The sequence below is a fragment of the Nostoc sp. DedQUE09 genome (assembly GCF_034530915.1).
GTDB lineage: Bacteria > Cyanobacteriota > Cyanobacteriia > Cyanobacteriales > Nostocaceae > Nostoc.
This window is the reverse complement of the sequence record NZ_JAVRCE010000032.1, coordinates 27,970-50,329: the sequence shown is the minus strand read 5'-3', so window position 1 is coordinate 50,329 and position 22,360 is coordinate 27,970. Positions and strand designations below refer to the sequence as shown.

Annotated in this window: 30 protein-coding genes; 13 read left to right on the top strand and 17 right to left on the bottom strand. The window is 42.0% G+C overall.

Annotation, left to right across the window (positions count from 1 at the left end; translation table 11 throughout):
* Nucleotides 1-68: 68 nt before the first annotated feature.
* The 3 genes from RMY27_RS20350 to RMY27_RS20340 all read left to right on the top strand — a co-directional run bounded on the left by RMY27_RS20350 (nucleotide 69) and on the right by RMY27_RS20340 (nucleotide 2,125).
* Entirely contained in the window at nucleotides 69-260 is a 192-nt protein-coding gene (locus RMY27_RS20350) for a hypothetical protein (protein WP_322666205.1), read from the top strand.
* Nucleotides 261-282: 22 nt separating this feature from the next.
* Nucleotides 283-975 (top strand): haloacid dehalogenase type II, encoded by a 693-nt coding sequence (locus RMY27_RS20345; protein ID WP_322666203.1) that lies wholly within the window; start codon nucleotides 283-285, stop codon nucleotides 973-975.
* A gap of 280 nt (nucleotides 976-1,255) precedes the next feature.
* Nucleotides 1,256-2,125 (top strand): DUF5895 domain-containing protein, encoded by an 870-nt coding sequence (locus tag RMY27_RS20340; protein WP_322666201.1) that lies wholly within the window; start codon nucleotides 1,256-1,258, stop codon nucleotides 2,123-2,125.
* A gap of 110 nt (nucleotides 2,126-2,235) precedes the next feature.
* Here the strand turns inward: RMY27_RS20340 and RMY27_RS20335 are convergent, their stop codons facing one another.
* Both RMY27_RS20335 and RMY27_RS20330 read right to left on the bottom strand, forming a co-directional pair.
* Nucleotides 2,236-3,495 carry a murein transglycosylase A gene (locus RMY27_RS20335; RefSeq protein WP_322666245.1) on the bottom strand — a complete coding sequence of 420 codons (1,260 nt, stop codon included), beginning with the start codon at nucleotides 3,493-3,495 and terminating at the stop codon, nucleotides 2,236-2,238.
* Between the two features lie 3 nt (nucleotides 3,496-3,498).
* A complete protein-coding gene (locus RMY27_RS20330; protein WP_190728057.1) occupies nucleotides 3,499-3,753 on the bottom strand; it encodes a hypothetical protein in 255 nt (84 codons plus the stop codon).
* Between the two features lie 379 nt (nucleotides 3,754-4,132).
* On the opposite strand from RMY27_RS20330, the gene RMY27_RS20325 reads away from it, so the two are divergent.
* Nucleotides 4,133-4,459 carry a DUF4278 domain-containing protein gene (locus RMY27_RS20325; protein WP_322666199.1) on the top strand — a complete coding sequence of 109 codons (327 nt, stop codon included), beginning with the start codon at nucleotides 4,133-4,135 and terminating at the stop codon, nucleotides 4,457-4,459.
* A 165-nt stretch (nucleotides 4,460-4,624) separates the two neighbouring features.
* Nucleotides 4,625-6,085: a serine/threonine-protein kinase gene (locus RMY27_RS20320; RefSeq protein ID WP_322666198.1), complete on the top strand. Its 1,461-nt coding sequence runs from the start codon at nucleotides 4,625-4,627 to the stop codon at nucleotides 6,083-6,085.
* A gap of 48 nt (nucleotides 6,086-6,133) precedes the next feature.
* Here the strand turns inward: RMY27_RS20320 and RMY27_RS20315 are convergent, their stop codons facing one another.
* Nucleotides 6,134-7,042 (bottom strand): Tll0287-like domain-containing protein, encoded by a 909-nt coding sequence (locus RMY27_RS20315; protein ID WP_322666196.1) that lies wholly within the window; start codon nucleotides 7,040-7,042, stop codon nucleotides 6,134-6,136.
* A 178-nt stretch (nucleotides 7,043-7,220) separates the two neighbouring features.
* Here RMY27_RS20315 and RMY27_RS20310 point away from each other — a divergent pair, with 178 nt between their 5' ends.
* On the top strand, nucleotides 7,221-8,075 hold the full coding sequence (locus RMY27_RS20310) for a phosphate/phosphite/phosphonate ABC transporter substrate-binding protein (RefSeq protein ID WP_322666194.1): 855 nt from the start codon (nucleotides 7,221-7,223) through the stop codon (nucleotides 8,073-8,075).
* Nucleotides 8,076-8,213: 138 nt separating this feature from the next.
* Here the strand turns inward: RMY27_RS20310 and RMY27_RS20305 are convergent, their stop codons facing one another.
* The 10 genes from RMY27_RS20305 to RMY27_RS20260 form a co-directional block, all read right to left on the bottom strand.
* Nucleotides 8,214-8,984, bottom strand: a complete 771-nt coding sequence (locus RMY27_RS20305) for a hypothetical protein (protein WP_322666192.1) — start codon at nucleotides 8,982-8,984, stop codon at nucleotides 8,214-8,216.
* A gap of 629 nt (nucleotides 8,985-9,613) precedes the next feature.
* Complete coding sequence (locus tag RMY27_RS20300; RefSeq protein ID WP_322666190.1) at nucleotides 9,614-12,379, bottom strand: GAF domain-containing protein; 2,766 nt, start codon at nucleotides 12,377-12,379, stop codon at nucleotides 9,614-9,616.
* Between the two features lie 551 nt (nucleotides 12,380-12,930).
* A complete protein-coding gene (locus tag RMY27_RS20295; protein WP_322666188.1) occupies nucleotides 12,931-13,401 on the bottom strand; it encodes an N-glycosidase in 471 nt (156 codons plus the stop codon).
* 86 nt (nucleotides 13,402-13,487) lie between these two features.
* Nucleotides 13,488-14,876, bottom strand: a complete 1,389-nt coding sequence (locus tag RMY27_RS20290) for a transposase (RefSeq protein ID WP_322666186.1) — start codon at nucleotides 14,874-14,876, stop codon at nucleotides 13,488-13,490.
* A gap of 324 nt (nucleotides 14,877-15,200) precedes the next feature.
* A complete protein-coding gene (locus RMY27_RS20285) occupies nucleotides 15,201-15,446 on the bottom strand; it encodes a hypothetical protein (protein WP_322666184.1) in 246 nt (81 codons plus the stop codon).
* On the bottom strand, nucleotides 15,439-16,140 hold the full coding sequence (locus tag RMY27_RS20280; protein ID WP_322666182.1) for a hypothetical protein: 702 nt from the start codon (nucleotides 16,138-16,140) through the stop codon (nucleotides 15,439-15,441). Before RMY27_RS20280 ends, RMY27_RS20285 begins: the two co-directional genes overlap by 8 nt.
* Before the next feature lie 22 nt (nucleotides 16,141-16,162).
* The gene (locus RMY27_RS20275) at nucleotides 16,163-16,513 is read right to left on the bottom strand and encodes a hypothetical protein (RefSeq protein WP_322666180.1); all 351 of its coding nucleotides are present in this window, start codon (nucleotides 16,511-16,513) and stop codon (nucleotides 16,163-16,165) included.
* Between the two features lie 82 nt (nucleotides 16,514-16,595).
* Complete coding sequence (locus tag RMY27_RS20270; protein ID WP_322637050.1) at nucleotides 16,596-16,781, bottom strand: hypothetical protein; 186 nt, start codon at nucleotides 16,779-16,781, stop codon at nucleotides 16,596-16,598.
* A gap of 95 nt (nucleotides 16,782-16,876) precedes the next feature.
* Nucleotides 16,877-17,191 (bottom strand): hypothetical protein, encoded by a 315-nt coding sequence (locus RMY27_RS20265; RefSeq protein WP_322666179.1) that lies wholly within the window; start codon nucleotides 17,189-17,191, stop codon nucleotides 16,877-16,879.
* An 84-nt stretch (nucleotides 17,192-17,275) separates the two neighbouring features.
* Nucleotides 17,276-17,461, bottom strand: coding sequence for a hypothetical protein (locus tag RMY27_RS20260; RefSeq protein ID WP_322666177.1), 186 nt, complete (start codon nucleotides 17,459-17,461; stop codon nucleotides 17,276-17,278).
* Between the two features lie 290 nt (nucleotides 17,462-17,751).
* On the opposite strand from RMY27_RS20260, the gene RMY27_RS20255 reads away from it, so the two are divergent.
* From RMY27_RS20255 to RMY27_RS20230, 6 genes are all read left to right on the top strand, one after another.
* Nucleotides 17,752-18,162 carry a hypothetical protein gene (locus RMY27_RS20255; RefSeq protein ID WP_322666175.1) on the top strand — a complete coding sequence of 137 codons (411 nt, stop codon included), beginning with the start codon at nucleotides 17,752-17,754 and terminating at the stop codon, nucleotides 18,160-18,162.
* 76 nt (nucleotides 18,163-18,238) lie between these two features.
* On the top strand, nucleotides 18,239-18,616 hold the full coding sequence (locus tag RMY27_RS20250; RefSeq protein ID WP_322666173.1) for a hypothetical protein: 378 nt from the start codon (nucleotides 18,239-18,241) through the stop codon (nucleotides 18,614-18,616).
* 44 nt (nucleotides 18,617-18,660) lie between these two features.
* Nucleotides 18,661-18,912 carry a hypothetical protein gene (locus tag RMY27_RS20245; protein WP_322666171.1) on the top strand — a complete coding sequence of 84 codons (252 nt, stop codon included), beginning with the start codon at nucleotides 18,661-18,663 and terminating at the stop codon, nucleotides 18,910-18,912.
* Entirely contained in the window at nucleotides 18,909-19,133 is a 225-nt protein-coding gene (locus tag RMY27_RS20240; RefSeq protein WP_322666168.1) for a hypothetical protein, read from the top strand. Before RMY27_RS20245 ends, RMY27_RS20240 begins: the two co-directional genes overlap by 4 nt.
* A 68-nt stretch (nucleotides 19,134-19,201) precedes the next feature.
* Nucleotides 19,202-19,939 (top strand): hypothetical protein, encoded by a 738-nt coding sequence (locus RMY27_RS20235; protein ID WP_322666166.1) that lies wholly within the window; start codon nucleotides 19,202-19,204, stop codon nucleotides 19,937-19,939.
* Nucleotides 19,940-19,990: 51 nt separating this feature from the next.
* Nucleotides 19,991-20,425, top strand: a complete 435-nt coding sequence (locus tag RMY27_RS20230; protein ID WP_322666164.1) for a DUF4102 domain-containing protein — start codon at nucleotides 19,991-19,993, stop codon at nucleotides 20,423-20,425.
* Here the strand turns inward: RMY27_RS20230 and RMY27_RS20225 are convergent.
* The 4 genes from RMY27_RS20225 to RMY27_RS20210 all read right to left on the bottom strand — a co-directional run bounded on the left by RMY27_RS20225 (nucleotide 20,352) and on the right by RMY27_RS20210 (nucleotide 21,808).
* On the bottom strand, nucleotides 20,352-20,687 hold the full coding sequence (locus tag RMY27_RS20225; RefSeq protein ID WP_322666162.1) for a hypothetical protein: 336 nt from the start codon (nucleotides 20,685-20,687) through the stop codon (nucleotides 20,352-20,354). The two genes, RMY27_RS20230 and RMY27_RS20225, sit on opposite strands and share 74 nt — an antisense overlap.
* A gap of 152 nt (nucleotides 20,688-20,839) precedes the next feature.
* Nucleotides 20,840-21,109, bottom strand: coding sequence for a hypothetical protein (locus RMY27_RS20220; protein ID WP_322666160.1), 270 nt, complete (start codon nucleotides 21,107-21,109; stop codon nucleotides 20,840-20,842).
* A complete protein-coding gene (locus RMY27_RS20215; protein ID WP_322666158.1) occupies nucleotides 21,078-21,230 on the bottom strand; it encodes a hypothetical protein in 153 nt (50 codons plus the stop codon). Before RMY27_RS20215 ends, RMY27_RS20220 begins: the two co-directional genes overlap by 32 nt.
* Nucleotides 21,227-21,808 (bottom strand): tyrosine-type recombinase/integrase, encoded by a 582-nt coding sequence (locus tag RMY27_RS20210; protein WP_322666156.1) that lies wholly within the window; start codon nucleotides 21,806-21,808, stop codon nucleotides 21,227-21,229. Before RMY27_RS20210 ends, RMY27_RS20215 begins: the two co-directional genes overlap by 4 nt.
* Before the next feature lie 218 nt (nucleotides 21,809-22,026).
* Here RMY27_RS20210 and RMY27_RS20205 point away from each other — a divergent pair, with 218 nt between their 5' ends.
* Complete coding sequence (locus RMY27_RS20205) at nucleotides 22,027-22,359, top strand: hypothetical protein (RefSeq protein ID WP_322666154.1); 333 nt, start codon at nucleotides 22,027-22,029, stop codon at nucleotides 22,357-22,359.
* Nucleotide 22,360: the final 1 nt, after the last annotated feature.

The following is a 22,360-nucleotide window of genomic DNA, read 5'->3' as shown; positions in this document are numbered from 1 at the left end:
TTTGAACAACCTATAAGTTCCGCGTTGCCCTGATATAAAAAAATGTTCAGAGACTTCAAGAACAGTGGATGTGGCGATGCCTGCGGTGGTCACTGACTTGTACTGAGCGCAGTCGAAGTAGCTTTGTCGTACCACTTGCCTACGGCACGCTCCGTGAACGTGGAAGCAAGCTAGGCGTAGCGTCTCGTAGAGAAGTGCGGACTGCGCCAACGCAGATGGGTTCACCTGTCTTTTGGTCTGTGAAAACTGAACACTATTAATCAAGCTCTGGAGTATAAAAAGGTGATTGACTTAAATAAGTATAAGGCTTTAACTTTCGATTGTTACGGAACCCTAATTGATTGGGAGAATGGCATCTTAGGAGTGCTAAAGCCACTTCTGCTGGCACACAACATTAATTTGGATGACGAGCAAATTCTCAATATTTTTGCTGAATTTGAAGCAGAACTGGAAAAAGGAGAATATATCAAATATCGAGAAGTTTTGAAAACAGTAGTTCAGAAATTAGGTGAACGATTTGGTTTTGAGCCAACTGCTGAGGAACTAAATTCACTTGCCGATTCGATTCAGCATTGGCTGCCTTTCCCCGATACAGTGGAGGCACTTAGAACTTTAAAGCAAAAGTTTAAGCTGGTAATTATCTCAAATGTAGATGACGATCTCTTTGCTTTTTCGGCAAAGCACTTGGAGGTGGAATTTGACCAGATAATTACAGCAGAACAGGCAAAAAGCTATAAACCCTCTTTCAACAACTTCAGGCTGGCTATTGAAAGAATTGATTTACCGCTAGAGCAGATATTACACGTTGCTGCTAGTGTATATCATGATATCGTGACAGCCAAATCTTTAGGTTTATCAACAGTCTGGGTAAATCGTCGAGCAGAGCAAGGGGCTAGTGCGAACTTACCACCAGTCAGTCAACCTGATTTAGAAGTGCCTGATTTGAAAACTCTCGCTGCTTTAAGTTCCCACTAATTTGCTGATTTGAATTTAACCACAAGAGAAACAAAAAGTAGATCCCATTATTGACCGAAAATAGCAGAAAATTGCACGGATATAGAGAGATGCCAAAGAAAGAATTTGTTGTTAAAAAACTAAACAGGGATTGCAACATAGATTAATTCTGTCTTACTCTAGAAAAACTACTATGCCAGTTTAATGTTCTTAAACTTTGGGAACCACATATAACTGGCTTTCCAGGATCAGCGCCCTGCCGATAACCTTGTTCAATAAAACACTTTGATAGCCTAAAACGATGAAAGCATCTGCTAATTTTGACTTTGAAGACGAGAAATTCAATGCACCGCCTTCTCAAGTCCTTCCCTGGTGTCAGATGATTAATCCTCGGTATGGCACAGATGGTATACAATCTCACGGTTTGGCGATTAAGCTGGATAATGCCGATGCTGTCGGCTTTGTGCCAGATGATAATTGGCAGCAAGTTGAGCATGAATTTAGCTCTGGAGTAGAAACAGTCTTCATTAGCGCTACTCCACGCTTGGTCATAGTGCGTCGTGGGCCATTGTCTGTTAAAGACCGGGAAAGTGGTCTAAAACTGGGTACACTCAAAGATAATTATGATGCTTTTTTAGCCGATAAACTTAAATTTAAAACCTTTACTCGCTATCTAATTTTTCTAGTGGGTGAGAATAAAAAGTTTTTACATGAATCACCACTACAACTAACTCTCAATGGTGCAGCCGGAGCGAGTTTCAGCAAAACCTACTGCGAATATCAACAAGGCAGAGTAGTAAGTGGATTCGTTGCTGAACTAGAAAAAGCTTATGCTATCTACCGTAAGCAACCTTTGACACCAAAAGGGCCTTTGTTCCACGCTCACGGGATTTTTTGTCCCATCATTGAGTGTGAAGAAAGAGGTATTGAACCAAATACAGTTTTGGTAGCTTCAACTGTGGACTATAAACATCCCACGGTAGGGACTTTAACGCAATATTTAATTGCTTCCGATGCTCTTGAATCTGCAATGATTTGTAAGACTTTTGAGGAATACAAAGATTTTGGCAAGGAACCTATAAAATCAGAAACCCCTAAATTGGCAATGGCAGGAGTTTCCAACTCTTACGTTTATGCTGATGAAGATGATTTTGCTTATCCGCCGTATTAGCTGAGGAGTGGGGAGCAGGGGAGCAGGGGAGCAGAGGAGCAGAGGAGCAGAGGAGCAGAGGAGAATAATTAATAACTAATGCCCAATGCCCCATGCCCCATGCCCAATATCTATTCTTTGAGCAGCAAATAATATAGTGAACCATTACCGCCTGTAACACCAGCGCGATCGCCTGCTAGTTTACCAGACCCCATAAAATAATCCACCCGACCCGGGCCTTTGATGGCGCTTCCTGTATCCTGGTCAAGCACAAAGCGGCTGACAGTACGCCTCTCTAGTTTGCCACCACTGGCAGGATAGGGAAATGAGTTGTAAATCAGGGCTAACGCTCCCGGTGGCATGAGAGACTTATCTGTAGCAATGGAACGTTCTGCTGTTACTGGCACATGAATACTACCAGTAGCAGGTCTACCGCTTGTTTCTTGAAAGAAAATAAATCGTTCCCAGCGGGGCAGATAATTGTTCAACTCCTTGGGTTTTTGTCGGAAATAACTAATCAGACGTGGCATTGTTAATCCTTCCAGTGGAAGTTTGCCATCTTTGGCTAATTCTTTGCCGATACTAGTCCAAGGGTAATCAGTTCCACCGGCATAGCCAATTGATGTTTTCTTGCCATTAGTTAATTTAATTTGGGCAGAACCTTGGATATGTACCATGTATGCGTCTAGGCGATCGCGAAACCAAAGCAGTTCTAAACCGCGTAACTTGCTCTTATTCCCTTGTAAACCATCCTTTCCTTCCAAATCAATTCGTTTTGGGTGGGGTTTCGGCCATTGGCTGAAATCAGGTGGTAGCCGATAAAGGGGATACTTATATGTTGCAGTCCTGACACGGCTAGCGGTATAAACAGGTTCGTAATAAGCAGTGAACTTAACAGTACCCTTGCCATCGTTGCCCACAGACTGGTAAAAGACAAACTCACGGCGGACAGCGGCTTGTAATTGCGCTGGTGACTTAGAACTGACAACCAGTTGGCGGAAACGTAGCAAACTCCGGCGGACGCGATCAAGAGTGATTTCCTTCATCGGATAATTTTGATATGCTGCGATCGCCTCTTTCTTTGCTAAGTAAACCAAACTGTTATCAATGGAAGCCAAGAGCGCTTTGCGATCGCCTATTTTACCTCTTTGACCCCAAATTTGCTCATCCCAACCCAAGCAAGTCGGCCGGAGTGTACAATCGCTTCCGATAGTGATTGGTTTTAGCGGCGGCGTGATCTCAGGAGTGATCGGTATTGGTATAGGTGGAAGATCGGGAGTAGTCGGTAGTGGCAACGGCAGTAAGTTAGGAACCTGAGCAACAGCCGACCAGAGAGGGTTTACGAGGGCAATTCCTAGACTTAAGGAAAGCAAAGCAAGGGTTTTTCTCATCATTTAGTTGAATCTTTCAACACTGGAACTAAAAATCGGTTCTACCCGGATTGCCACAATCCGAGAAGGGCGTACTACCATATATTCCCCTTGAATATTTTTGATCGGCACGCTAATAAAGTCATTAGAAGCAGATTTTGGCACAAGTTCGCCGCTATACCATTTCTGAAACTCTTGAATAGTAGGAAAACGTACTTCTTCTCGGTGGCCGCTTTCCAGTAGGAGGTATACGGCATATTCATTTGCGGTTCTAGCCATAAAGTTGAATCATTTAAAAAACATTCAACCCATTGTTAACCACGTAACCCCCGAATGAAAAGGGTAAGCATACGGGAGGTTGGGAGCAGGGGAGCAGGGGAGATGAGGGAAATGAGCAGACAAGGCGACAAGGAGATAAACAAAACTCTTAACTCTTAACTCTTAACTCTTAACTTCTAACTCAGCACGGGCTAAACGCCCCGCTACCGCTAACAGCACTCAGCACTCCTAATGCCCAATGACTCTCACTCTAGACGCCTAATCCTTTAAGCAGTTCCTTAAAAAGTGTAAGTTTACATTAGCTCTTGCATAACTCTTTAATCAACCTCTGATAAGTCATTGGCATTGTTGAAAAACAGTTATTTAGGAAGCGAAAATTATGAAACTTTACTATCGTGGTCTGAGCTACGAATATAACCAAAACAAAGTTGGCAGCAAAAAAACAGAACAGCCGTTTCAACCAGTTCCTCAAATTGGGCCAGCTTATAATTTGATGTACCGTGGTGTTAACTATTGTGTAGAGCCAAATTCTAAATCGGCAGAAGTTCCTCTAGCACCAGTAGCCTATAAATTGAGCTTTCGGGGAATAACCTATTTTGTCAATAAAACTCAATTAGGAGAGGTTAGCGTAGTCTCTCAACCAACAACTACTTCAAAAGCTGAGGCACTGGCGATTTCTGAGGAATTATTAAAGCTTCAACAATAATATGCCTGCAAGCCGATCTGGAGTTTAGTTAGTCATAAACTTGTAATATAATCTTCAAAAAATCTTGCTTGAAATTTTGGCACTACCTACTTTATGTCTCAACAAACCTTACCAAAGCTGGTAGTTGTGTCAAGATTAATTTGAGGAATTAAGGCTTGTGACACAATGTTAGGACAATTATTAGACGGACGTTACCAAGTCCTCCAGATATTAGGTGGAGGTGGATTCGGTCAAACCTACATAGCCCAAGATATTCATCGGCCAGGTTTTCCAAAATGCGTTGTCAAACACCTTAAGCCCGTCACTCGTAGTCCTGAATTTCTCAAAACTGCCAGACGGCTATTTACTAGTGAGGCAGAAACACTAGAACAACTCGGCTACCATGACCAGATTCCTCGGCTTTTAGCCTATTTTGAAGAAAACCAAGAGTTCTTCTTGGTGCAAGAATTCATTGAAGGACATACCCTGAAAGCGGAACTATTCCCCAATCAAGGTTGGACAGAAGATCGAGTAATTCAACTACTCCAACAGGTTCTGGGTATTCTACAATTTATTCACAGCCATAACGTTATTCATCGAGATATCAAACCGGACAATATAATTAGGCGGCAACAAGACGGTAAGTTAGTGCTGATTGACTTTGGCGCTGTTAAACAAGTCCAAACTCAACTGCTCACAATTGCAGGGCACACGGGGGCTACTATTATTATTGGTACTCCCGGATATATGTCTACAGAGCAGGGACGAGGTAAGCCCCGCCCCAACAGCGATATTTATTCCTTGGGCATTATTGGTATACAATCGCTGACAGGGTTACATCCGATAAACTTTGAAGAAGACCCAGATACAGGAGAAATTTCTTGGCAGCATCAAGCTAACGTCAGTTCTGAGTTGGCATCTGTGCTATCTAAGATGGTGCTACATCACTTTAAACAGCGCTATCAGTCTGCGGCCGAAGTTTTACACGTGCTTAAGAATCTCGATACTAGAGGAGAAGCGCGATCGCTTCAACTACCATCTTTGACATCTAAAGAGCAAGAATATTATCGTAAAGATTACCAGGTAGAAGCGCAATCACTTCAAGTACCAGATTTTACACAACCGCCTCAAGCTTCGCTTACTCAACAAAACTCAATTGGGTATCCGACTGCTTCTATTCTGTCTGGGGAAAGTTACAACCGCTTAGAAACAATTCTTTTAGAATTTGTCGGCCCCATCGCCTCAAGATTACTACGACAAGTTGCGGCATCAGCGTCCAATTTGGAAGAATTAATTAGTCAATTAGCTCTTCATCTTCGAGAAAATCAACAAATTGATTTTAAAAAGAAAACAACATTTCTACTAGAGAAACCTACTCTATTACAAGAACTTACTGTAAAATCCGACCAATCTGGTATTAACTCAAATAATTTAGCAAATCAAGAATCTAAAGTCATCAGTGAAAAATTTCTGGAAGAGTGCGAACGTGAATTGGCTAATTTAATTGGTCCAATAGCTAAGTTTCTAGTTCAAAAAGCTATGAAATCTTCTGGACAAATCTCTCGTGCAGAATTTGTGAAAATTTTAGCATCACAAATTCCTGAACCTCAAAAAGCTTTGCAATTTGAGCAACGCTTACTTTCTTGATTTTCTCGAAATTGCGTTTTTCTCTATATGAATTACGGATTATTAGCCTTAATTATTCAGCATCTCCAAAGCTATTTTCAAGCTAGCTTTCATCCGATTAAATGCTTCTGCTAACCCGCCAATTTCATCATGAGAGCTTTCTTCAAAATCAGCACTCATATCACCAATACTAACTTTTTGAGCGATTTTCTCTATTCTTCTGATGCGCTGAATCACATATTTTGTAATTAAGAAGTTAATTAAGAAAACTATGAGCGCAAAAATTGCAATTAAAAGCCCCATTATCAATATCCAAGTTTGTTTGGCATTAGCAAAAATATCTTGAGAAGGAACAGAGATTATTTGGGCAGAAACAATCTGATTAAGTTGCCAGCCAAAACCATTTTCCGAGCCATAATTTAGCAACTGACTTTTAGGAGCCTGATCTGGTGTAGAATGACATCGCAAACATTTTGCTTGTGTAATTTTTAGTGGTTGTGCAATGTAAAATACTTCGCCTTCTGACAATTTTCGAAATCCTGTAATTTCTAGAGTATTAGGTTCGTTGCGAAAACGCTCGACAAGTTGAGTTTCAAAATTATCAGCTTTATCCGCTAAATTGGTTGGATTAAGTGTTGCATCTTTATGAAAAAAGTTTTTAAATTCAGGCTTTTTACGAAAATTTTCGAAAACCTCTTTAGAGGAAAAAGTTGGTACTACTTCAGGTAGGAATGTTGGGTTAGTATCTAATCTAGGTTCTAATAGGGGAGCAATACGATTTTGTGTATAATCTCTAACTGCATTCACCATTTGGATGAGAATCTCTGCTTGAGAACTTACTTCATTTTGCGCTCTCCTTTGAAGTACACTGGATAAGGCAACGCCGCTTCCTAAAATACTGATGATGAAAACTAATATTAAAAGCAAGTTAAATTTAGCACCTATTTTTAAGTTTTTTAACGTAATGTTGTTTAACATAACCTAAGCAAGGAAGGTGGCCTGTGATGTCTAATATTTATTTATACCTGTTATAAAGCATCTCAACAGGATCTAAATAAATATTAATTTTTTACTGCAATATAACCCCTTTAGGCAGCAGTCAAATTTATCTAAATTAGTCCTGAAAGCCAAATTATTTTCTTAACCATAATTAGTGATGTTTGTGCGATTTCCCCGTCGTTTATTTTTGTTTCATCTACTAGGTTTTACATTTGTTGCTTGCAAACCACAAGGTGGGGTTGAGGGCACGTTAACTATTGGTGTGATTAACTATGGTGGAGGCGAACAGATAATTAATCAATATGCTAAATTTAATAGTTACTTAGGTGAAAAAACAAACTCATATATTCAGCTAGAGCCTGTTTTTAATGAAAATAGAGCGGTTGAGCGCCTTGACGCTCGTGCTTGGTCATTGGTATTTGCTCCACCGGGTTTAGCGGCTATTGCGATCGCACGTCACCAATATGTTCCTCTATTTCCTTTAATAGGTATTAGTAATTTACGTTCAATCTTCGTTGTTCGTAAAGATAATCCGATAACTGAATTGAAACAATTGCAAGGCAAAACAGTGGCTTTAGGACAGTTAGGTTCAGCAACAGGATATTATTTTCCTCTTTACAATCTTTATGGTACAACACTAGCTGAAATACTGTTTGCACCCACACCCAAAGCAGCACTGGAATTGGTCGCTCAAGGAAAAGCGATCGCCTGTGCCGTCTCGGAGGCGGAATTAAGTCTCTACAGTTCACAGTTGGCGCCAACCGAATTCCGCATACTATTTAAAGACCCTCACTATGTACCATTAGGTGTGGTCTTGATTGGGCCGAATGTAGAACGTAACCGTCAAGAGTTTATCCGCAAAGTCATGAGTGAATCGTCTTCAGATTTAGCTCAAGAAGTGGGGTATGTACCCAATGGACAAGTACCAGATTACAAATACATGATTTCTGTGGTCGATCGGGTAAGCTCAATTAGTTCTCAACTGCAAAAGAAGCCTGTTCGTTTATTTTAATTAAAGCAATAACAATACTTTCAATCTTTGCTTTATCTAAAAAAACCCTCCTGTTAAAGAAAGCATTGTTATTGCTAAATTTTGTAAAGTATAAATTGAGAAGAAAAAACAGCCAGCAAGTCTGACTGGGAAATTAGGTCAAAAAAACAATTTGAATCGTGCTAGCTGGTTTTTAATCGTCTCTGTCAGAATTTTATTCAGTTCTGTAGTGTCTTGAAATTGTAAAATTTGCTGTGTTGGCAAGTCGAAAGGAAATTCACCTTCAAAATCTGGGCGTTGCATTTGCGCTAGTAGAATCTGTTCAGACCGCTTACTTTGGATGGCATAGCCAATCTCAATACAGACATTGGGACTAGGAATTAATTGGGAGGTTTCTTTCCCATCAATACTAGCAATAGGCGTGGTGTCAGCGATAAATAACAAACTCTTACGGATTTTCCGCATGATTGTGCGGTTAATTCGGAAAGTAGCACCGCTAGGACGAGAGGATTCTATTAATGTTAGGGGAAGACGCGATCGCAAGTTTAAATCGTCTAAACTTTTTCGCAGTTCTTCTTTGAGAATATTCGTCGCTGCGGCATACTCAGTTTGATAGGATAAAAAAATCGTTGGTTCTAACTGAGCCAACACCGCCTGCTTGGTGAAATAAATTTCATGACTAATTAAGTCAATGTTAGAGACGCAATAGCCGCCACTACCTTCAATATAAAATTCAATATTTTCCCCTTCTAAATAGCGCCCAAACCAAGTTGATTTCTTAACTTCGTCACTGTCTTCCAAAAAGTCTGCTCGCAATGCTGATTTCAGCAAGCTTTTTTTGCTTAAGCGAATGTCTGGCTGACGTTTTTCCAGTTCTGGAATCGGCTCATAATCCTGTAGATACCACGCTCTGAGCGCAATTATTGACATAAGGCGCTATTTTAACTGTTTCTCACTATTCAACTTCGTATAATCTTACACCCAGAGGAGTCCCTATTATCAGACTTCTCTTTAAACACAACAACACCCAAGCCTCTAGTCGCTGAACTATCCCCTCTCTTTGTTGGTTATACCCAGGGATGTACTAACTTCCATTGCTTTTATAAACAAGTAATGAAAATCAGTTACAGTGCCCCCTAATCTTCCACATTTGAGGAAATAGCAGTTTTCGTGTTGGGTGTTGCTGTATTTTGACGAGACAGATGTAAGTTAAACAGCGTCTTATACCTCTTACTAACATTTCAAACGCAGCTGTTATATCTGCCACGGGAAGCTTGTTTCTTAGCTTCAACTATTAGATTATCACTTGTAGTTGGGAGGGATTTATTTTGCAACCAAACTTTACTTTTAAATGAGTTTGAATCAAATTAAATATATTGCACACCCAGGATCGCTGATAGGTATTTTTTTAGTTTATATGTTAAGAAAATTATCATCTATCTTGTGGTTGAATTTAAAAATTGCTCAGTCAAGTTTTAAGTTTTGAAACTAACAATAGAGCATTGGTCAGTAACCAATAGTGATTCTTCCCCTGCCTCCTCATCCCCCACTTCCTATTGCTAGTTAACTATTTTGGCTGGAGGCTTGACGGGAATCTCAATCCAGAACTCTGTACCTTTACCAGGTTCTGAAATACACTCCATTATTCCCCCATGTTTTTCGACAATAATTTGATAACTAATTGCTAGTCCCAATCCTGTACCTTTACCCACAGGCTTGGTAGTGTAAAACGGGTCAAAAATTCGCTTTCTAACGTCTTCATTCATTCCAGACCCGTTGTCAGTAATCCGAATTAACAGACGAGAGTTGTCTGCTGAGACTTTAGTGGAAATCTGGATAGTCGGAATTGGGCGCTTGTACTGAGCGTAGCCGAAGTATGAATGATTCTCCTTTTCACCCAGATCCTGCCACCCCTGACTACTTACTTCCAAAGCATCTATGGCATTGCTGAAAATATTCATGAATACCTGATTCATTTGACCGGCATAGCATTCCACCCGTGGGATGTTGCCATAATCTTTAATTATCTCAATGCGTGGAAATTCGGCATTTCCTTTCAACCGATGTTGTAAAATTAACAAGGTGTTGTCAATGCCTTCATGCAAGTCAACGCGCTTGTTTTCAGACTCATCCAAGCGAGAAAAATTGCGTAACGACAACACTATTGAGCGAATGCGCTCGGTTCCTACTTGCATTGAGGTCATAATTTTGGGGAGGTCTTCTACCAAAAATTCAAAATCGATCGCTTCGATCGCGGCTTGAATTTCACTATGGGGATGGGGATAGTGTAGCTGGTAGAGACGTAAAATTTCTAGCAGTTGTTCAGTGTAATCACTGGCGTGGCACAGATTACCGTAAATAAAGTTGACAGGGTTGTTGATTTCGTGGGCGACACCCGCCACCAACTGTCCTAAACCGGACATTTTTTCGGTTTGAATCAATCTTGTCTGTGTTTCTTGGAGTTCATGTAGGGTCTGCTCTAACTGAGCAGCTTGATTTCTGGCTTCAGTTTCGGCCTCAGAGGTTTGTTGGTAGAGTTGTGCTTGTTGAATCGCGATCGCAGCCTGATCTGCTAGCTGCTGCAATAAATCAATTTCTGTATCCTGCCAATTTCTGGGAGCCTCACACTCATGGGCAATTAGTAAGCCCCATAGTTCCATACCCATATTAATCGGAACTATTAAGTTTGCTTGCACTTGCAGACTCTGCAAAAACTCTCGATGACAATCACTTATAGAAGCCGTTGAAAGGTTGTTAATTGCCCGTACCCTACCCTGAGAGTATAGACGGGTATACTCATCAGGAAAACATTCTGGTGGTGTATTCACTCCCAAAACTGACTGCCAATTACCATTAATTTCTTCCACAATCACTGATTTAGTCTTCAGGTCGAAAATCAGCACTCGGTCTGAATTTAACAGGGGACGGACTTCCTGAACTATGGATTGCAGAGTTGCCTGCAAGTCCAATGTACGGCGAATATGCTCTGTGACTTGCTTAATGACTTTGGTAAACAGTAATGATTTTTCGAGTTCAGCAGTTTGCTCTTGCACCCGCAGTTCTAGGTTGGCATTCAGAGATTGCACCTGTTTATACATTTGCTGCTGCTGAATTGCCATTGAGAAATGATCGTATAAGGCTTGTGCTAAAAAGATGTCTTCCAACTTCCACTCAGGTGCTTGCCCTTTTTTCTGCTCTCGCCAAACCTCAAAGGAAAGCTGGGGTAAAAGTTGTCGCCGATTTTGTTCGCATCGTCCCGCCCACAAAATTTCCGTTTCAAATTCAGAGCGGAAAATACTTAATACACCGAGAAATTTTTCACGGTAATGTAGCGGAATCACCATGAGTCCGCGAATTTGAGTAGAACGGAATGCTAAAGCCAAAACTCGCAAACGTGGTTCTTTATAAAGGTCAGTAGTTGCCCAAATATTACCTTGTTGAAACTCAGCCATCCAGTTTTGCCAGATGGGATGCTGTTCGATAATGCTGTTATCTAACTCGTAGGAGAGTATCGGTTGCTCGCCCCAAGTGTATAGTTCTTGACTCTCTACAATGTAAAGCCTGCCACCTGCTCCACTGAAAGCTGTAATAACTTCTTCTAGCGCTCCTTGTAATTGGATTGTCGGCAGTTTATGCAATAGTGTGGTGACTCGATTAATAGTAGCTTCTCGTTTTTGCTTGGCGTGGGCTTCAGTGAGTAGATTACTTTGAGCGATCGCGATCGCTACTTGGTCAGCAACTTGCTGCAATACTTTTAGTTGCCGCTTCAAAATCTTTTGCGGTTCACTGTGGTGAGCTACCAACAATCCCCACAATTTAGGCTTTGCTGATTGTTCTTGGGGATCGCAATCTAAAATTGGTACTACCAACGAAGACTGCACGCCCATTGCTTTTAGATATTGAATATGGCACTGGTCTACCTGCCGATAGTAGATATTAGTTTCTAGACGTTTGCCAGTTTTTTTTGACTGTAGAGGCGATAGCCCGATCTTCTCATTTGCCACATCGACAATCGAACGTTGCCCCACTAACAAAAACATCTCTCTAACGGCTTCTGGAATATCATCAGCTGGGAAGCGTTGACCTAATAAGGATGGCAGACGTTGTTCATGAATAGATTCTGCAATGACTTCACCACTACCATCAGCATCAAAGCGATACATTTTAACCCGATCTGCACTCAAAAATAAACGCACTTCACTAACAGTTGTCGTTAATATCTCTTGAAGGTCGAGCGATCGCCTGATCTGTTTTGTCATCCGGTGCAGTAAACTTTCTCGATCAAAGGTTTGCTGCAACTCGTTTGGTTTATCCCTACGTGTCATTGCTTGTATACACCATGACTGAAGTATAATTTTTTATATATTTGTCCCTGATCAGAATTGTCAACTTACAATACTTTATTTTCATCCTATTTCCAGAAACTCCTGCTAATAATGCGTTGCTAAGGGCATACATGTATTACAAGTATTTTTGGAAATGGATTAGAGGATGTTTTAAAAGTAACAGATATTTTGCTTGTTCCCTGTAGCCCTTATAAAGTGGATTTAGGGATATATAAAACCGCTGTATTATTAAATACTCCTCAAATCTAATCTCAAGTCTAAAGTTAAGAAATTTTTAATCATTGACAATTTCTAATTTTATATTCTTAATCATTAAACTATTCCAGTAATTTTACTTAATTTGGCTTTGGAATAATTTCTTGAAATTAAAAATATTTTTTTAACATTTTGCCCATTAATTCAATTAATTAAAATTTCTTCAAAGCAATAACTAAGTTATTAGTAATTATTTAAAATGTTTTGGACTGGGGAATTTGACTATTCCCCGTTTAATTGCTGACTTTATGTTGAATGTAACTCTTTTGATTAAATTATTCGTAAATTACTGTTAAAGATAATAAATTACGAATTTCTTCACGCACACTCATGAGAGTTTTGCCGAGATGGTTTTGACCACTTTTATTAGCACCACAACCCCAAAAAGAATCGGTTGGGGAGTTTTCAACTAAAATCTCATCACCTGTCTTCAGGAGAACTTCTCTGATATCAGTATGAGTGAGAAACTTTTTGAGTACAGCTTCTCGCATAATTTGAGTTTTCACCAAATCCCAGTCTCGACGGAGTTGGCGAGTGCTACATCTTCCCAAAGTGGCAGCTTCTTCTGGGGTGGCGGCAGCATGGATAAGAGGTATAATTGCCGCATCCCTGCTGCCTACAAACTTTTGCGCTTGATAATAATGCTCAACAGTTGGCCAGTAAGCACCATCGATGTGGATTCCGTGGGGAGAAAAGTTAGAAAAACAGCCATAAGGCTGCCAAACCTTATAAAAGTAAATGGTCATTTGAAAATTGCTCTTTTATATATCAATTTCAGGGTAACTGAAAGTTTAGGGTTCAAAACCCTTCATTTGGATGAAGGGCTTTAACATCAGGTCACGGGAATAACTTTACACAATTCCTGGAACAGTAAGTTTACTACTTTACTCATCAGTTTTCCCTGAATGTGTTTACCACCTAGCAGCTTCTCACCTTGTTCAGTGACGTTAGCTTTGAGTGAGTCGCGGTAGTTAATCAATTCCCTAGTCAGTTCGTTTTCTGGCAGCCTTCCAGTTTCCACGCCAGTCAGCACATACTGCCATAAACTAATTCGACACAGTGACGAACCACTGGCTTTTTCAACTAAACCGTCCCCAGACTGTTCTAAGACAGTACCCATCCCTAACCTCATTTTGAAAGTGTCGCGGCTGCGGTTGCGTTTAATTCGTTTGGTGTCGCCGGCTAACCGCTTCACGGTGGTTTTTCCGTCTTTGCGTAGCTTGCCGCCGTAGGCATCGCGCTCCGTTTTCTTCACCTCCCGCACTTCGTATTCAATGACTGGCTTACCATTTACACTCAGGAACGACTCAAAGGGATAAATCCTGGTGAGCAGTCGCGATCGCACTCGTAACCCAAAGCCGAATTTATCAAACACGCTCGTGTAAGGCTTAAATTCTGTCAGAGAAAGGATTTGAGTGATTCTTGCCTCCAAGCGCTGCTCGTAGAGCGAAATATCACACATCCATTCGGCGTGTAGTTCCAAGATTGGATCAATCTCAATCCCGTAGTCTTTGGCAACGGATATTTTATAGAGATTTTCGATTCTGGTTTTCCCGGCGGGCGAAATTTCCAGCCTTTTCGCTAGCCATCCCCAAAGGGGCGCTAACCATCCAGCCTTACTAGATGCACTCTTGGTATGCGCCACTTCTGGGAATTGCCAAGCTAGAAGCTGACGGGCATAATTCACAATTGGCGATTGCACCCGGTTGAGATGTTCGAGTTGCTGACAGAGGTCGCGGAGTTCATCGATGGGTTCTGGGCGGTGCATGAGGAAATACCTCAAATTCAGTTCCCCAGTCTCCAGTCGGTGATCTGGATCGTGACCGTAGGCGGCCATTGCTAAAGCATCAGCTAGATCGCTTTTATTGGGGAGATTTTTACCTCCGCGATAACGGCGCAGTTCCACATGACCCACCCAGAGAATTTTGATTTCTAATTTCTTAAGGATAGAAGCCCACAGTCTAGAATAGTGGTTTCCTGTCGGTTCGAGTATTGCATAATCTGCCTTGATTTCTGCTAGATAATCAGCAAAGTCAAAAGCTGATTTTTGCCTCTTCTTAGCATCAGGATTGGAGTAAAAAGCCGGATATAAAGTAGATGCTTTATTTCTTGTTTTATTCCAATATGCTTGCAATCCGCCCTTGGGATACTGTGTTAAAATGTGAGTGGTTATACTCGATTTACTAACATCAATTCCCAGAATTATTAATTCTGTTGTCATGGTTCTGCGAACAATAAGAGGTGGTTTTCAAGGACTGGCATCCTTTTGTTGACCCGAACTTAATAGCGCACGAATCACCCTAACGCCCCACACGAGAGGGGCGCGATTCAGGAGTAAACGCATTCGGGAAGTTAACAGGAGAATTGCCGCGCATGAAATTGAGAACACCACAATTCAGTAGTGCAGTTCACTCTGAACGCTGCATTTTCTCTTGCTAAGTTGCTGATTGCTTTGGACACAACCCGCGACGGTGGCAATGATGTCACCGTTTCGGCTACTGTGTCAGGTAGCCCACGCATGAAGCGCGATCGCAATTGCGATTCATCAGGCGGTTATTTCGTCATCCAGAGACTTAACTATTTCTTGAATTCTTTCAGCAGATAATTCACGGTATTGTTCGCCAGCTTTTGCCCCTACATATTCTTTCCAATCCTCTATGCTTTCCCCAGTTACTTTGGCAAGAATTTGTATCGCTACTCCCATAGCTAAACTGTTTAGTACATATAACTCTTTTGTTAAAGTCACAAAGTTATTATTTAGTGGTTTAGTTATCAAGTTTTCATCACTCATAAATTTCATCATCATCAAATTCGTCATCATCAAAATCGTCATATCCAACTAATGAATATGAGTTTTCCGGGTCAATAATGTTAAGAGCGTCGGTGAATGCTCGACCCGTGAGAACATCAAGAACTGAGTAGTTACCCTGCGCGATGCCTTCGGCGGCAAGCAACGCAGCCTCAACCTTCCTCATCTTGAAAGCTTGCTCCAGTTCTGGAGTGCGTAATCTGGGGTCAACGTCCTCGATGGAATTGATGGGCGGGGGCACTTCATCCCCTTCAATCCAGCGTTCGTGCTGGCTGTTGTAGAATTTGCGCCAAGCCCTAGCGCTGGGTGGCTGTGGTGCAGTTTCAAAAAAATCAGCGACTTCCTTTGACCTTTGGAACCCTTCAGCATCACATTCCATTGATTCAACCCACCCGTCACTCAGTCCAAAACCACCAAGGGATGCAGTCTCGGCTTGTACTTCGATTACCTCAGCACCAAGGCGTGTGGCAATGAGTTGAGTTATCGCATTTATTTGAATCGGGGAGAGCCGCTCTAAGTCAATAATCCACAGCACTACCCTTTCACCATTTGGCTCGGTGGTTTGCTCCAAGGGGAACGGGTCGCGCATGGGTATCTTGCCATCTGGAAACAGGTCTAACACTGACTCGTAAGGATTGCCGGGCTTGAGTTTTACCCAAGTGTCGTGTTTGGTCATGATGTAAAAGATTCGCTAAAAATTAAAAATCGTCCGCTTCTTCGGCAGAAACAGGAAGGATGCCAAATGTAGGACTGGGCTGTATTGGTTCATTTCCTGTGTATTCGAGTTGATACTTGAGAGCTTTAAGTTGAGGCTTGAGATCGGAGATTTGATCTATTAGGTTTGCTTCTGTCTCTTGAAGACGTAGGATTTCAAGTTTTATTTCTTTTTCTGTTTCCTCCCTAATTTTTCGCTCTACAAGTTCTGCTAGAGATGAAATTGCAGTCTCTACATCCTCTCCCTCTTCAACTTCCGCAAACAGTTCTAGGTGCTTATTTTCGTAGTTTCCGAGATTAATTACCCGTTTGTAAGAAATGGTTTTTATTTGCATAGTTATGTGATATTTTTTACTTGTTTGGATCGATTAATCAGTTGCGATCGCGGTGCGTTACCCGATCGCAATTGATTTTGAGCTATCCTTTAACTTCCTGGTGCTGGGGTAAATCGAAAACTACCTCAAAAATTCCCCCTCCCTGACGCAGAATGCTGGTGTAAGCGTCTGCGTCAGACTGGGTGCGAAATCGATAAACACAATTACTTCTGCCATTGGGCAAACGTTGGAAAATTGCCCACGGTCTAAGTCCGTCGCTGTAAGTCATAATCTAAAATCCTAATTGTGTAAAAAACCAGCGCAAGCTCTCCAGCCAGCGCTGGTGCAACCTTATATATTCAGGGGTGTTGTAGTTAGTGGGGTTTATTGCTGCATAGGCGATACCTCCGTATCTGAAAGACTGCGCCCCCAACGGACTTGATTAATCAGCGCTTCGACTAATCCCTCTCTGTCGCCCACGGGTAGGGAGCTATTAACTTGATGACCCACTACATAAATTTCATTGCGGCAGCTTCCTGGTGATTGGTCGCAAAGTTGAATCGCGATCGCACTAATTAAAAACAGCTTTTCGCGTCTGGTCATCCGCTCAAGGGTGGGCCCGTACTCCTCCTGGAGGGATTCGAGTAACGAGCCGTCGTTTAAGGTGTAACTAGTAAAATGTCCTATTGGCTTTGACAATTGGTAAAATCTCCTCAATGCAAATAATCGTAGACTTGGCGATCGCTATCCAAAATCAGGGATGGTAGGCGATCGCCTTTTCAATTAGATTTCCTCCTCCTCATCTGGCTCAGACTCTACGATTTCGCCAATGACTATAGTCACGCCGTCATCAGAAGATTGGTAATCAACGATCGCAAATTCCTCATCATCAACATCCTTGATGTTTACCACCGTTGCACCGGGGTAATGCTTCAGGTTTTCAATCAGTTCTAAAACTGTGGTTGTCATGTTGTTTTAAAGGTTGTAGGTGTGCAGACATCAAAATATCACCACGCAGACAACTCGTGAGCCGCGCTTCGTTCTCTGGTGATTAGGGTGTTTCCGCGCCGGGGCTTATGCAGTGGCGTGGGTGCTTGCTCCATATAGTCCTCACGGGCACAGTGGCAAATGTGGGGAGGGAGCTTTTTATAATTTTGTTTTCACAAAACTCTGCTAACATAATCGTACACCCAAAATTATAAGTCAAGTGTGAACACAAAACTTTTTGTGCTGACAAAATTACAATAGAGAAAAGGTATATGAGTGAAAGCAGTAATGACAACGCCACAAAAGCCCGGACGCCCAAAAACATTGCCAAACGAAGAGGCGAGACTGTCGGTAAGGCTTTCTCCGGAACAGAGGGACGCCCTGTTGAGCAAAGCCAAGTCAATGGGATACAAGGACACGTCTCAAATGATCAGGGGTCTAGCATCAGGGGAAGTGGGTGTAAGTCTAGCCAATCCACAAGCCCAAGTACTGGGAAAATCCTAGAGGCCGTCAAGCTAATTGAAGAAAAGCATCTTTCTTATGTCAAGGCGCACCAGCAGCGGCTGATCACCAGACTTGACGAAAGTAAGGAAAGTGAAAACGACTTCAAAAAAGCTATCCAAGAGCTTGAGGCCCAGATTCAGCAATTGATTTCTGATAAAGGTATTGAAGAACCTGAATAAAACCGTCCTGCCCACTGTGGTAAGGGCGGTTTTGTTTTGTGAAGAGGGTGCGAAGTTACAAATGCGGGATCTCCCGATGTCTCAATCAGGGTATTTCCCGCATCGTGGAATTGAACATCTACTTTCAATTCCTATGGAAATTCTAACCAGCCTGTACTTTGTAGTCGCTGTGTTTTATCTTATTCTCGCGCTGATTCAAATACTTCAGCAATTTCATTGTCAGTGGCAAGCCTTCATAGCGAATCGTCCTCGGCAACCGCATGGAAGAGTTTCAGACTCATATCGCAACGACCCCAGAAACAGATACCTCCAAGCTGATTTACTAACTTTGCTCAAAGGTGACGTGGCATCCGCCAAAAGACTTTTGGCACAACAGCGGCGAAAAAACCCAGGACAGTCAGATAACTGGTATTTAGAGAAAGTTATTTATGACCTAGAGCGCGATCGGCGATAACCAACTGCGATCGCAGTTGACTAATGACCAATGACCAATGACCAATGACTAAACACAAAATCTCATCAAAAGTAGTTCGAGCCAGAAGCCTTGCCATCTATGAGCTAGAGAAATTTTTCGACTATATCCGCACCATTGAACCAGAACTGGAACCCGACCAAGCGATCGTGTTAACAGCATACGTCTTGAGTGATTTACCAAACTTGTTTCGACAAAATCCTGAGTTAGTCGAACGGATAAAAGAGATAGCGACCAACATCAAGCTTAATAAACATCGCTCTCCTAATAACCAATGAAGAAACAAACGATTTACGTTGCTCTTGCCCTAAACCCTGATAAAAATGGGCTTGTTGCCCTGTGCTGGCACACAGATAAAAGTAGAGCCGGCGATGTCGGCACAGCACTGACTCAACAAAACGGGCTTGCTTTTTTCGGTGTTACCAGCTGTGAAAATGCTGATTTTGAAGCAGATTCCAGCTTCCCCGATGACCACTGGTTGAACGCAAAGAAGACCTAAAAAAACCAAAAAGCCACCAGAAGATTTCGCGATCGTGGTGGCTCTCTGTGAGAATAACTAATAGTATTATGCCACAAAATAGCCAAAATAATCCTAATTTCTGGACGCAGAAACATCAAGAACTTTGCTTGAAATATCGGATAAAAGCAGCATATCAACAGTTCTGGTGCTGGTTAATAAACTATGCCAAACCAGGCAAAGTAATAGAAGTTACATTGCATGAATTTAATGCCTGGGTAGAAAAGCAATCAGGACAACCACTATCCGAGAGACATCTAAAAAATCTCCTTAAAAGACTACTTGATTTCGGACTAGTCAGACTGATAAAAAAATATAACTGGCACGAATTCAAGTTAATAATCAAACCTTTAGAGTGGTTAGAACCACCTAGAAAACGAGCGGAAAAAAGATCCGAAATCAGGATTGATAGTTCCAAAATATCGCCTCAAACCCAAGAAAACAGTTCGCTTGCTCATCAGGAGCCTAGTCAGCAGCAGCAATTAGATATTAAGCCAAACAACCATGTATCCGATGAAACCAAAAACGAAATTAAACAACTTGCCCAAAAAGTAGACATTCATTTACCTGAAAAATGTGAAGTTTACTATTACCCAATTGAAAAAATCTTCTTAGCTTTAAACCTTGTCTTCTTGCGCAATAAACGAGACTCAATTGATAACCGCATCGGCTTATTGATTGATTGCTTGCGCTGGGAATACTGGAATGAACCAGAGAACCTACGTTTACTTCACAAAGCCGGAATTATCACTCCAGAGTCTCTTTACTACGACTATTACTCCACATAAAAACTGCTTCCACTTTCCAGTAGAAGCAGCGACATAATAACCAACTCGATTATGAACCAACCCACACTTTTTGATTTACAAGCTTTTACTAAAACTGGATCTTCTCCTGTTTATGCTTATGATCCGTTCTGGGATGAACTTACCCCCCAAGAGTCACATAGTGTTGGGGGGCAAATTTCAGACTCGGAATCTCCGTGTAAAAGTGTTGGGGAGCAAGTTACATTAACTACTCAAAAATCTGCCCCCCAACACGATACCCACTGGATTGAGGAATACTGGGTTGAGAGATGCTCTAATAAATACTGGTACTACCGTTACTGCTGGATGCAGGGCCGAAAGATCCATCGGCTTTACCTGGGTAGCGTTAATAGTGCGATCGCAAAACAGAAAAAGGCAGATGTGGAAATTGCAATTAGCGACGGGCAGTCACCCCAGGAGATTGAAGAGTTGATTCGCTCCTGGCGTGGTTTGCGATCGCACTCCTAAACCGCCGCAGTTCATCCCAGCGTCGGCTAGTGGTCGAGCCAGTATGGCTGTACTGGTTGGGGTGGAATTTTGAGATTCTGGATTCTACAAAAGAGTCGATGGCCCGCAGAATCATCTGTTGATCCATTATTAGACCGGAGTCGATTGCATAGGCGTATTCTAAAATTTGTTCTGCGAGTGCGACTGGTACACGGATCGATTGAGTTTTACCGTGATTCCAAGCTGGTTGCCAGCTGGTGCGATTCTTCCCCGGCTTTAGCATTACCATTACCTTGAAAGGCCTGTTTCAAGGCAGGATACAGCGTTTTTTAAACTTATGCAATCGTTTTTTTTGGCGATCGCCGGTTCACTACCCCGCTCCCTGTTCCCCATTCCCCAATCCCTCTTCCCCCAATACCCAACGACTATATAGTGTCAAGCATTCTCAACAAGAAGAAGTTGTGCTGCGGGCCTCCACAAGTGGGGTGAAAGCATTGATTTTTCGTGATAAAAGTGCTTAAAAGCAAATTTTTTATTGGGAGTCAATTTCATTAAGACTCTAATTACAATAAAAAGCGATCGCACCAAATAGGATGAATGTGCGATCGCAATAAATCCAATAAGGTTAGGTGTTTCTAACCGAGTCCAGCTTATCCGCCCTGGCTGCGGTTTGTCATAAGTTCGGGTACACCCGGTCAACTTCATCCCATGCCTGGTTAGTGAGATTTTCCAGTGCCATAGCCAAATACACAGGATGATCGTATTCCCCTTTCTGCAAGCGGTCGAAGAATATCTCGATTTGGAGGAATAGGAGGTTGGGGTTCATAGAGTTGCGATCGCGCTTTTGACTTCATCCAGTTCAACATCGATATAAGGGTCAAGTCCTTTGTTGTCACGGTGTCCGGTGATTTTGCGAATCACGTCCTTGTCAACAGAATTTTTCCGCAATCGGTTCACTAAGCTCCGGCGGGTACTGTGAGTTGAGATTCCCTTGGTACTCATTCCCGCCTTTTCGGTGGCCCGCTGGAGGATATCGTAGGCGTTTCGCCAAGTAATTGGCTTTGTGCCGCAGCGCGAAGGGAAAAGCCACCCAGAGTTGTCAGGTTCAAATCCTTTGAGAGATTCTTTCAAATTTTCATGAACTGGAATCTCTACAGTTTCAGCTGTCCCATCTGGGCGATGCTTTCTGACCATTGCCGGAAAAATCAGTACATCCTTGGGTTGGCCATTGCGATCGTAAACATCTTCAGTTTTGAGTTGAACCAGTGCCCCCCAGCGCTCACCTGTATACCAAGCTAAATCCATCAGTAATTTATATTTGTCGGTTCTCACTTGTCGTTTGATTTTGACAAACTCACCATCTGAGATGACCGAGGCTTTTCCCTTTCTGTTATTCTTTGGCATAGACATAAAATAATTTTCGAGTATTCCGCTTTTACCTGGAAAGGAGGTAAAAGCGGAATTTACTAAATATTCACTAACCGTAAATATTCGCTCAATCCTATTCCCAGCAAAGGATACGCGTCGTCAGGATATATACCACTTCTACATAAAAGTGGAACATTTACACTTTTTTTGTTAAGCCATACAACGGATTTATTCACCTCATCAAATCCGCTTTTATGGAACCAACACTTACTGCCGTATTTGGGGCTAACGCCACACAGGATGCAGATACTTTAACTATCAGCAAAGCCGATCTAACTTCTACAGGTTTAACCCCTGGTGCTAATAACACCGCAGAATCTTTGTTAATAGCGCTGATGCTCAAATTCAAAGCTGCACTAACAGATGCGGGTAAAGATACCAATATAGACCAATCTGTTGCAGTTGTAGATGGTTTTAGCCCCAGCATCACGACTCGCAATGATGCTATTTACTTGCGAAATACCATATCCGTGGAAATCGACCGGGTGCTTACAGGAGCAGCCACAATTGACCCCAATTTGTATTAAT

Excerpts from the sequence above, each read along its gene's own strand:
- RMY27_RS20350 (WP_322666205.1), top strand. The coding sequence starts at position 69 with ATGTGGCGATGCCTGCGGTGGTCACTGACTTGTACTGAGCGCAGTCGA.
- RMY27_RS20340 (WP_322666201.1), top strand. The coding sequence starts at position 1,256 with ATGAAAGCATCTGCTAATTTTGACTTTGAAGACGAGAAATTCAATGCA.
- RMY27_RS20335 (WP_322666245.1), bottom strand. The coding sequence starts at position 3,495 with ATGAGAAAAACCCTTGCTTTGCTTTCCTTAAGTCTAGGAATTGCCCTC.
- RMY27_RS20330 (WP_190728057.1), bottom strand. The coding sequence starts at position 3,753 with ATGGCTAGAACCGCAAATGAATATGCCGTATACCTCCTACTGGAAAGC.
- RMY27_RS20325 (WP_322666199.1), top strand. The coding sequence starts at position 4,133 with ATGAAACTTTACTATCGTGGTCTGAGCTACGAATATAACCAAAACAAA.
- RMY27_RS20320 (WP_322666198.1), top strand. The coding sequence starts at position 4,625 with ATGTTAGGACAATTATTAGACGGACGTTACCAAGTCCTCCAGATATTA.
- RMY27_RS20315 (WP_322666196.1), bottom strand. The coding sequence starts at position 7,042 with ATGTTAAACAACATTACGTTAAAAAACTTAAAAATAGGTGCTAAATTT.
- RMY27_RS20310 (WP_322666194.1), top strand. The coding sequence starts at position 7,221 with ATGTTTGTGCGATTTCCCCGTCGTTTATTTTTGTTTCATCTACTAGGT.
- RMY27_RS20305 (WP_322666192.1), bottom strand. The coding sequence starts at position 8,984 with ATGTCAATAATTGCGCTCAGAGCGTGGTATCTACAGGATTATGAGCCG.
- RMY27_RS20300 (WP_322666190.1), bottom strand. The coding sequence starts at position 12,379 with ATGACACGTAGGGATAAACCAAACGAGTTGCAGCAAACCTTTGATCGA.
- RMY27_RS20295 (WP_322666188.1), bottom strand. The coding sequence starts at position 13,401 with ATGACCATTTACTTTTATAAGGTTTGGCAGCCTTATGGCTGTTTTTCT.
- RMY27_RS20290 (WP_322666186.1), bottom strand. The coding sequence starts at position 14,876 with ATGACAACAGAATTAATAATTCTGGGAATTGATGTTAGTAAATCGAGT.
- RMY27_RS20285 (WP_322666184.1), bottom strand. The coding sequence starts at position 15,446 with ATGAGTGATGAAAACTTGATAACTAAACCACTAAATAATAACTTTGTG.
- RMY27_RS20280 (WP_322666182.1), bottom strand. The coding sequence starts at position 16,140 with ATGACCAAACACGACACTTGGGTAAAACTCAAGCCCGGCAATCCTTAC.
- RMY27_RS20275 (WP_322666180.1), bottom strand. The coding sequence starts at position 16,513 with ATGCAAATAAAAACCATTTCTTACAAACGGGTAATTAATCTCGGAAAC.
- RMY27_RS20270 (WP_322637050.1), bottom strand. The coding sequence starts at position 16,781 with ATGACTTACAGCGACGGACTTAGACCGTGGGCAATTTTCCAACGTTTG.
- RMY27_RS20260 (WP_322666177.1), bottom strand. The coding sequence starts at position 17,461 with ATGACAACCACAGTTTTAGAACTGATTGAAAACCTGAAGCATTACCCC.
- RMY27_RS20255 (WP_322666175.1), top strand. The coding sequence starts at position 17,752 with ATGAGTGAAAGCAGTAATGACAACGCCACAAAAGCCCGGACGCCCAAA.
- RMY27_RS20250 (WP_322666173.1), top strand. The coding sequence starts at position 18,239 with ATGTCTCAATCAGGGTATTTCCCGCATCGTGGAATTGAACATCTACTT.
- RMY27_RS20245 (WP_322666171.1), top strand. The coding sequence starts at position 18,661 with ATGACTAAACACAAAATCTCATCAAAAGTAGTTCGAGCCAGAAGCCTT.
- RMY27_RS20240 (WP_322666168.1), top strand. The coding sequence starts at position 18,909 with ATGAAGAAACAAACGATTTACGTTGCTCTTGCCCTAAACCCTGATAAA.
- RMY27_RS20235 (WP_322666166.1), top strand. The coding sequence starts at position 19,202 with ATGCCACAAAATAGCCAAAATAATCCTAATTTCTGGACGCAGAAACAT.
- RMY27_RS20230 (WP_322666164.1), top strand. The coding sequence starts at position 19,991 with ATGAACCAACCCACACTTTTTGATTTACAAGCTTTTACTAAAACTGGA.
- RMY27_RS20225 (WP_322666162.1), bottom strand. The coding sequence starts at position 20,687 with ATGCTAAAGCCGGGGAAGAATCGCACCAGCTGGCAACCAGCTTGGAAT.
- RMY27_RS20220 (WP_322666160.1), bottom strand. The coding sequence starts at position 21,109 with ATGAAGTTGACCGGGTGTACCCGAACTTATGACAAACCGCAGCCAGGG.
- RMY27_RS20215 (WP_322666158.1), bottom strand. The coding sequence starts at position 21,230 with ATGAACCCCAACCTCCTATTCCTCCAAATCGAGATATTCTTCGACCGC.
- RMY27_RS20210 (WP_322666156.1), bottom strand. The coding sequence starts at position 21,808 with ATGCCAAAGAATAACAGAAAGGGAAAAGCCTCGGTCATCTCAGATGGT.
- RMY27_RS20205 (WP_322666154.1), top strand. The coding sequence starts at position 22,027 with ATGGAACCAACACTTACTGCCGTATTTGGGGCTAACGCCACACAGGAT.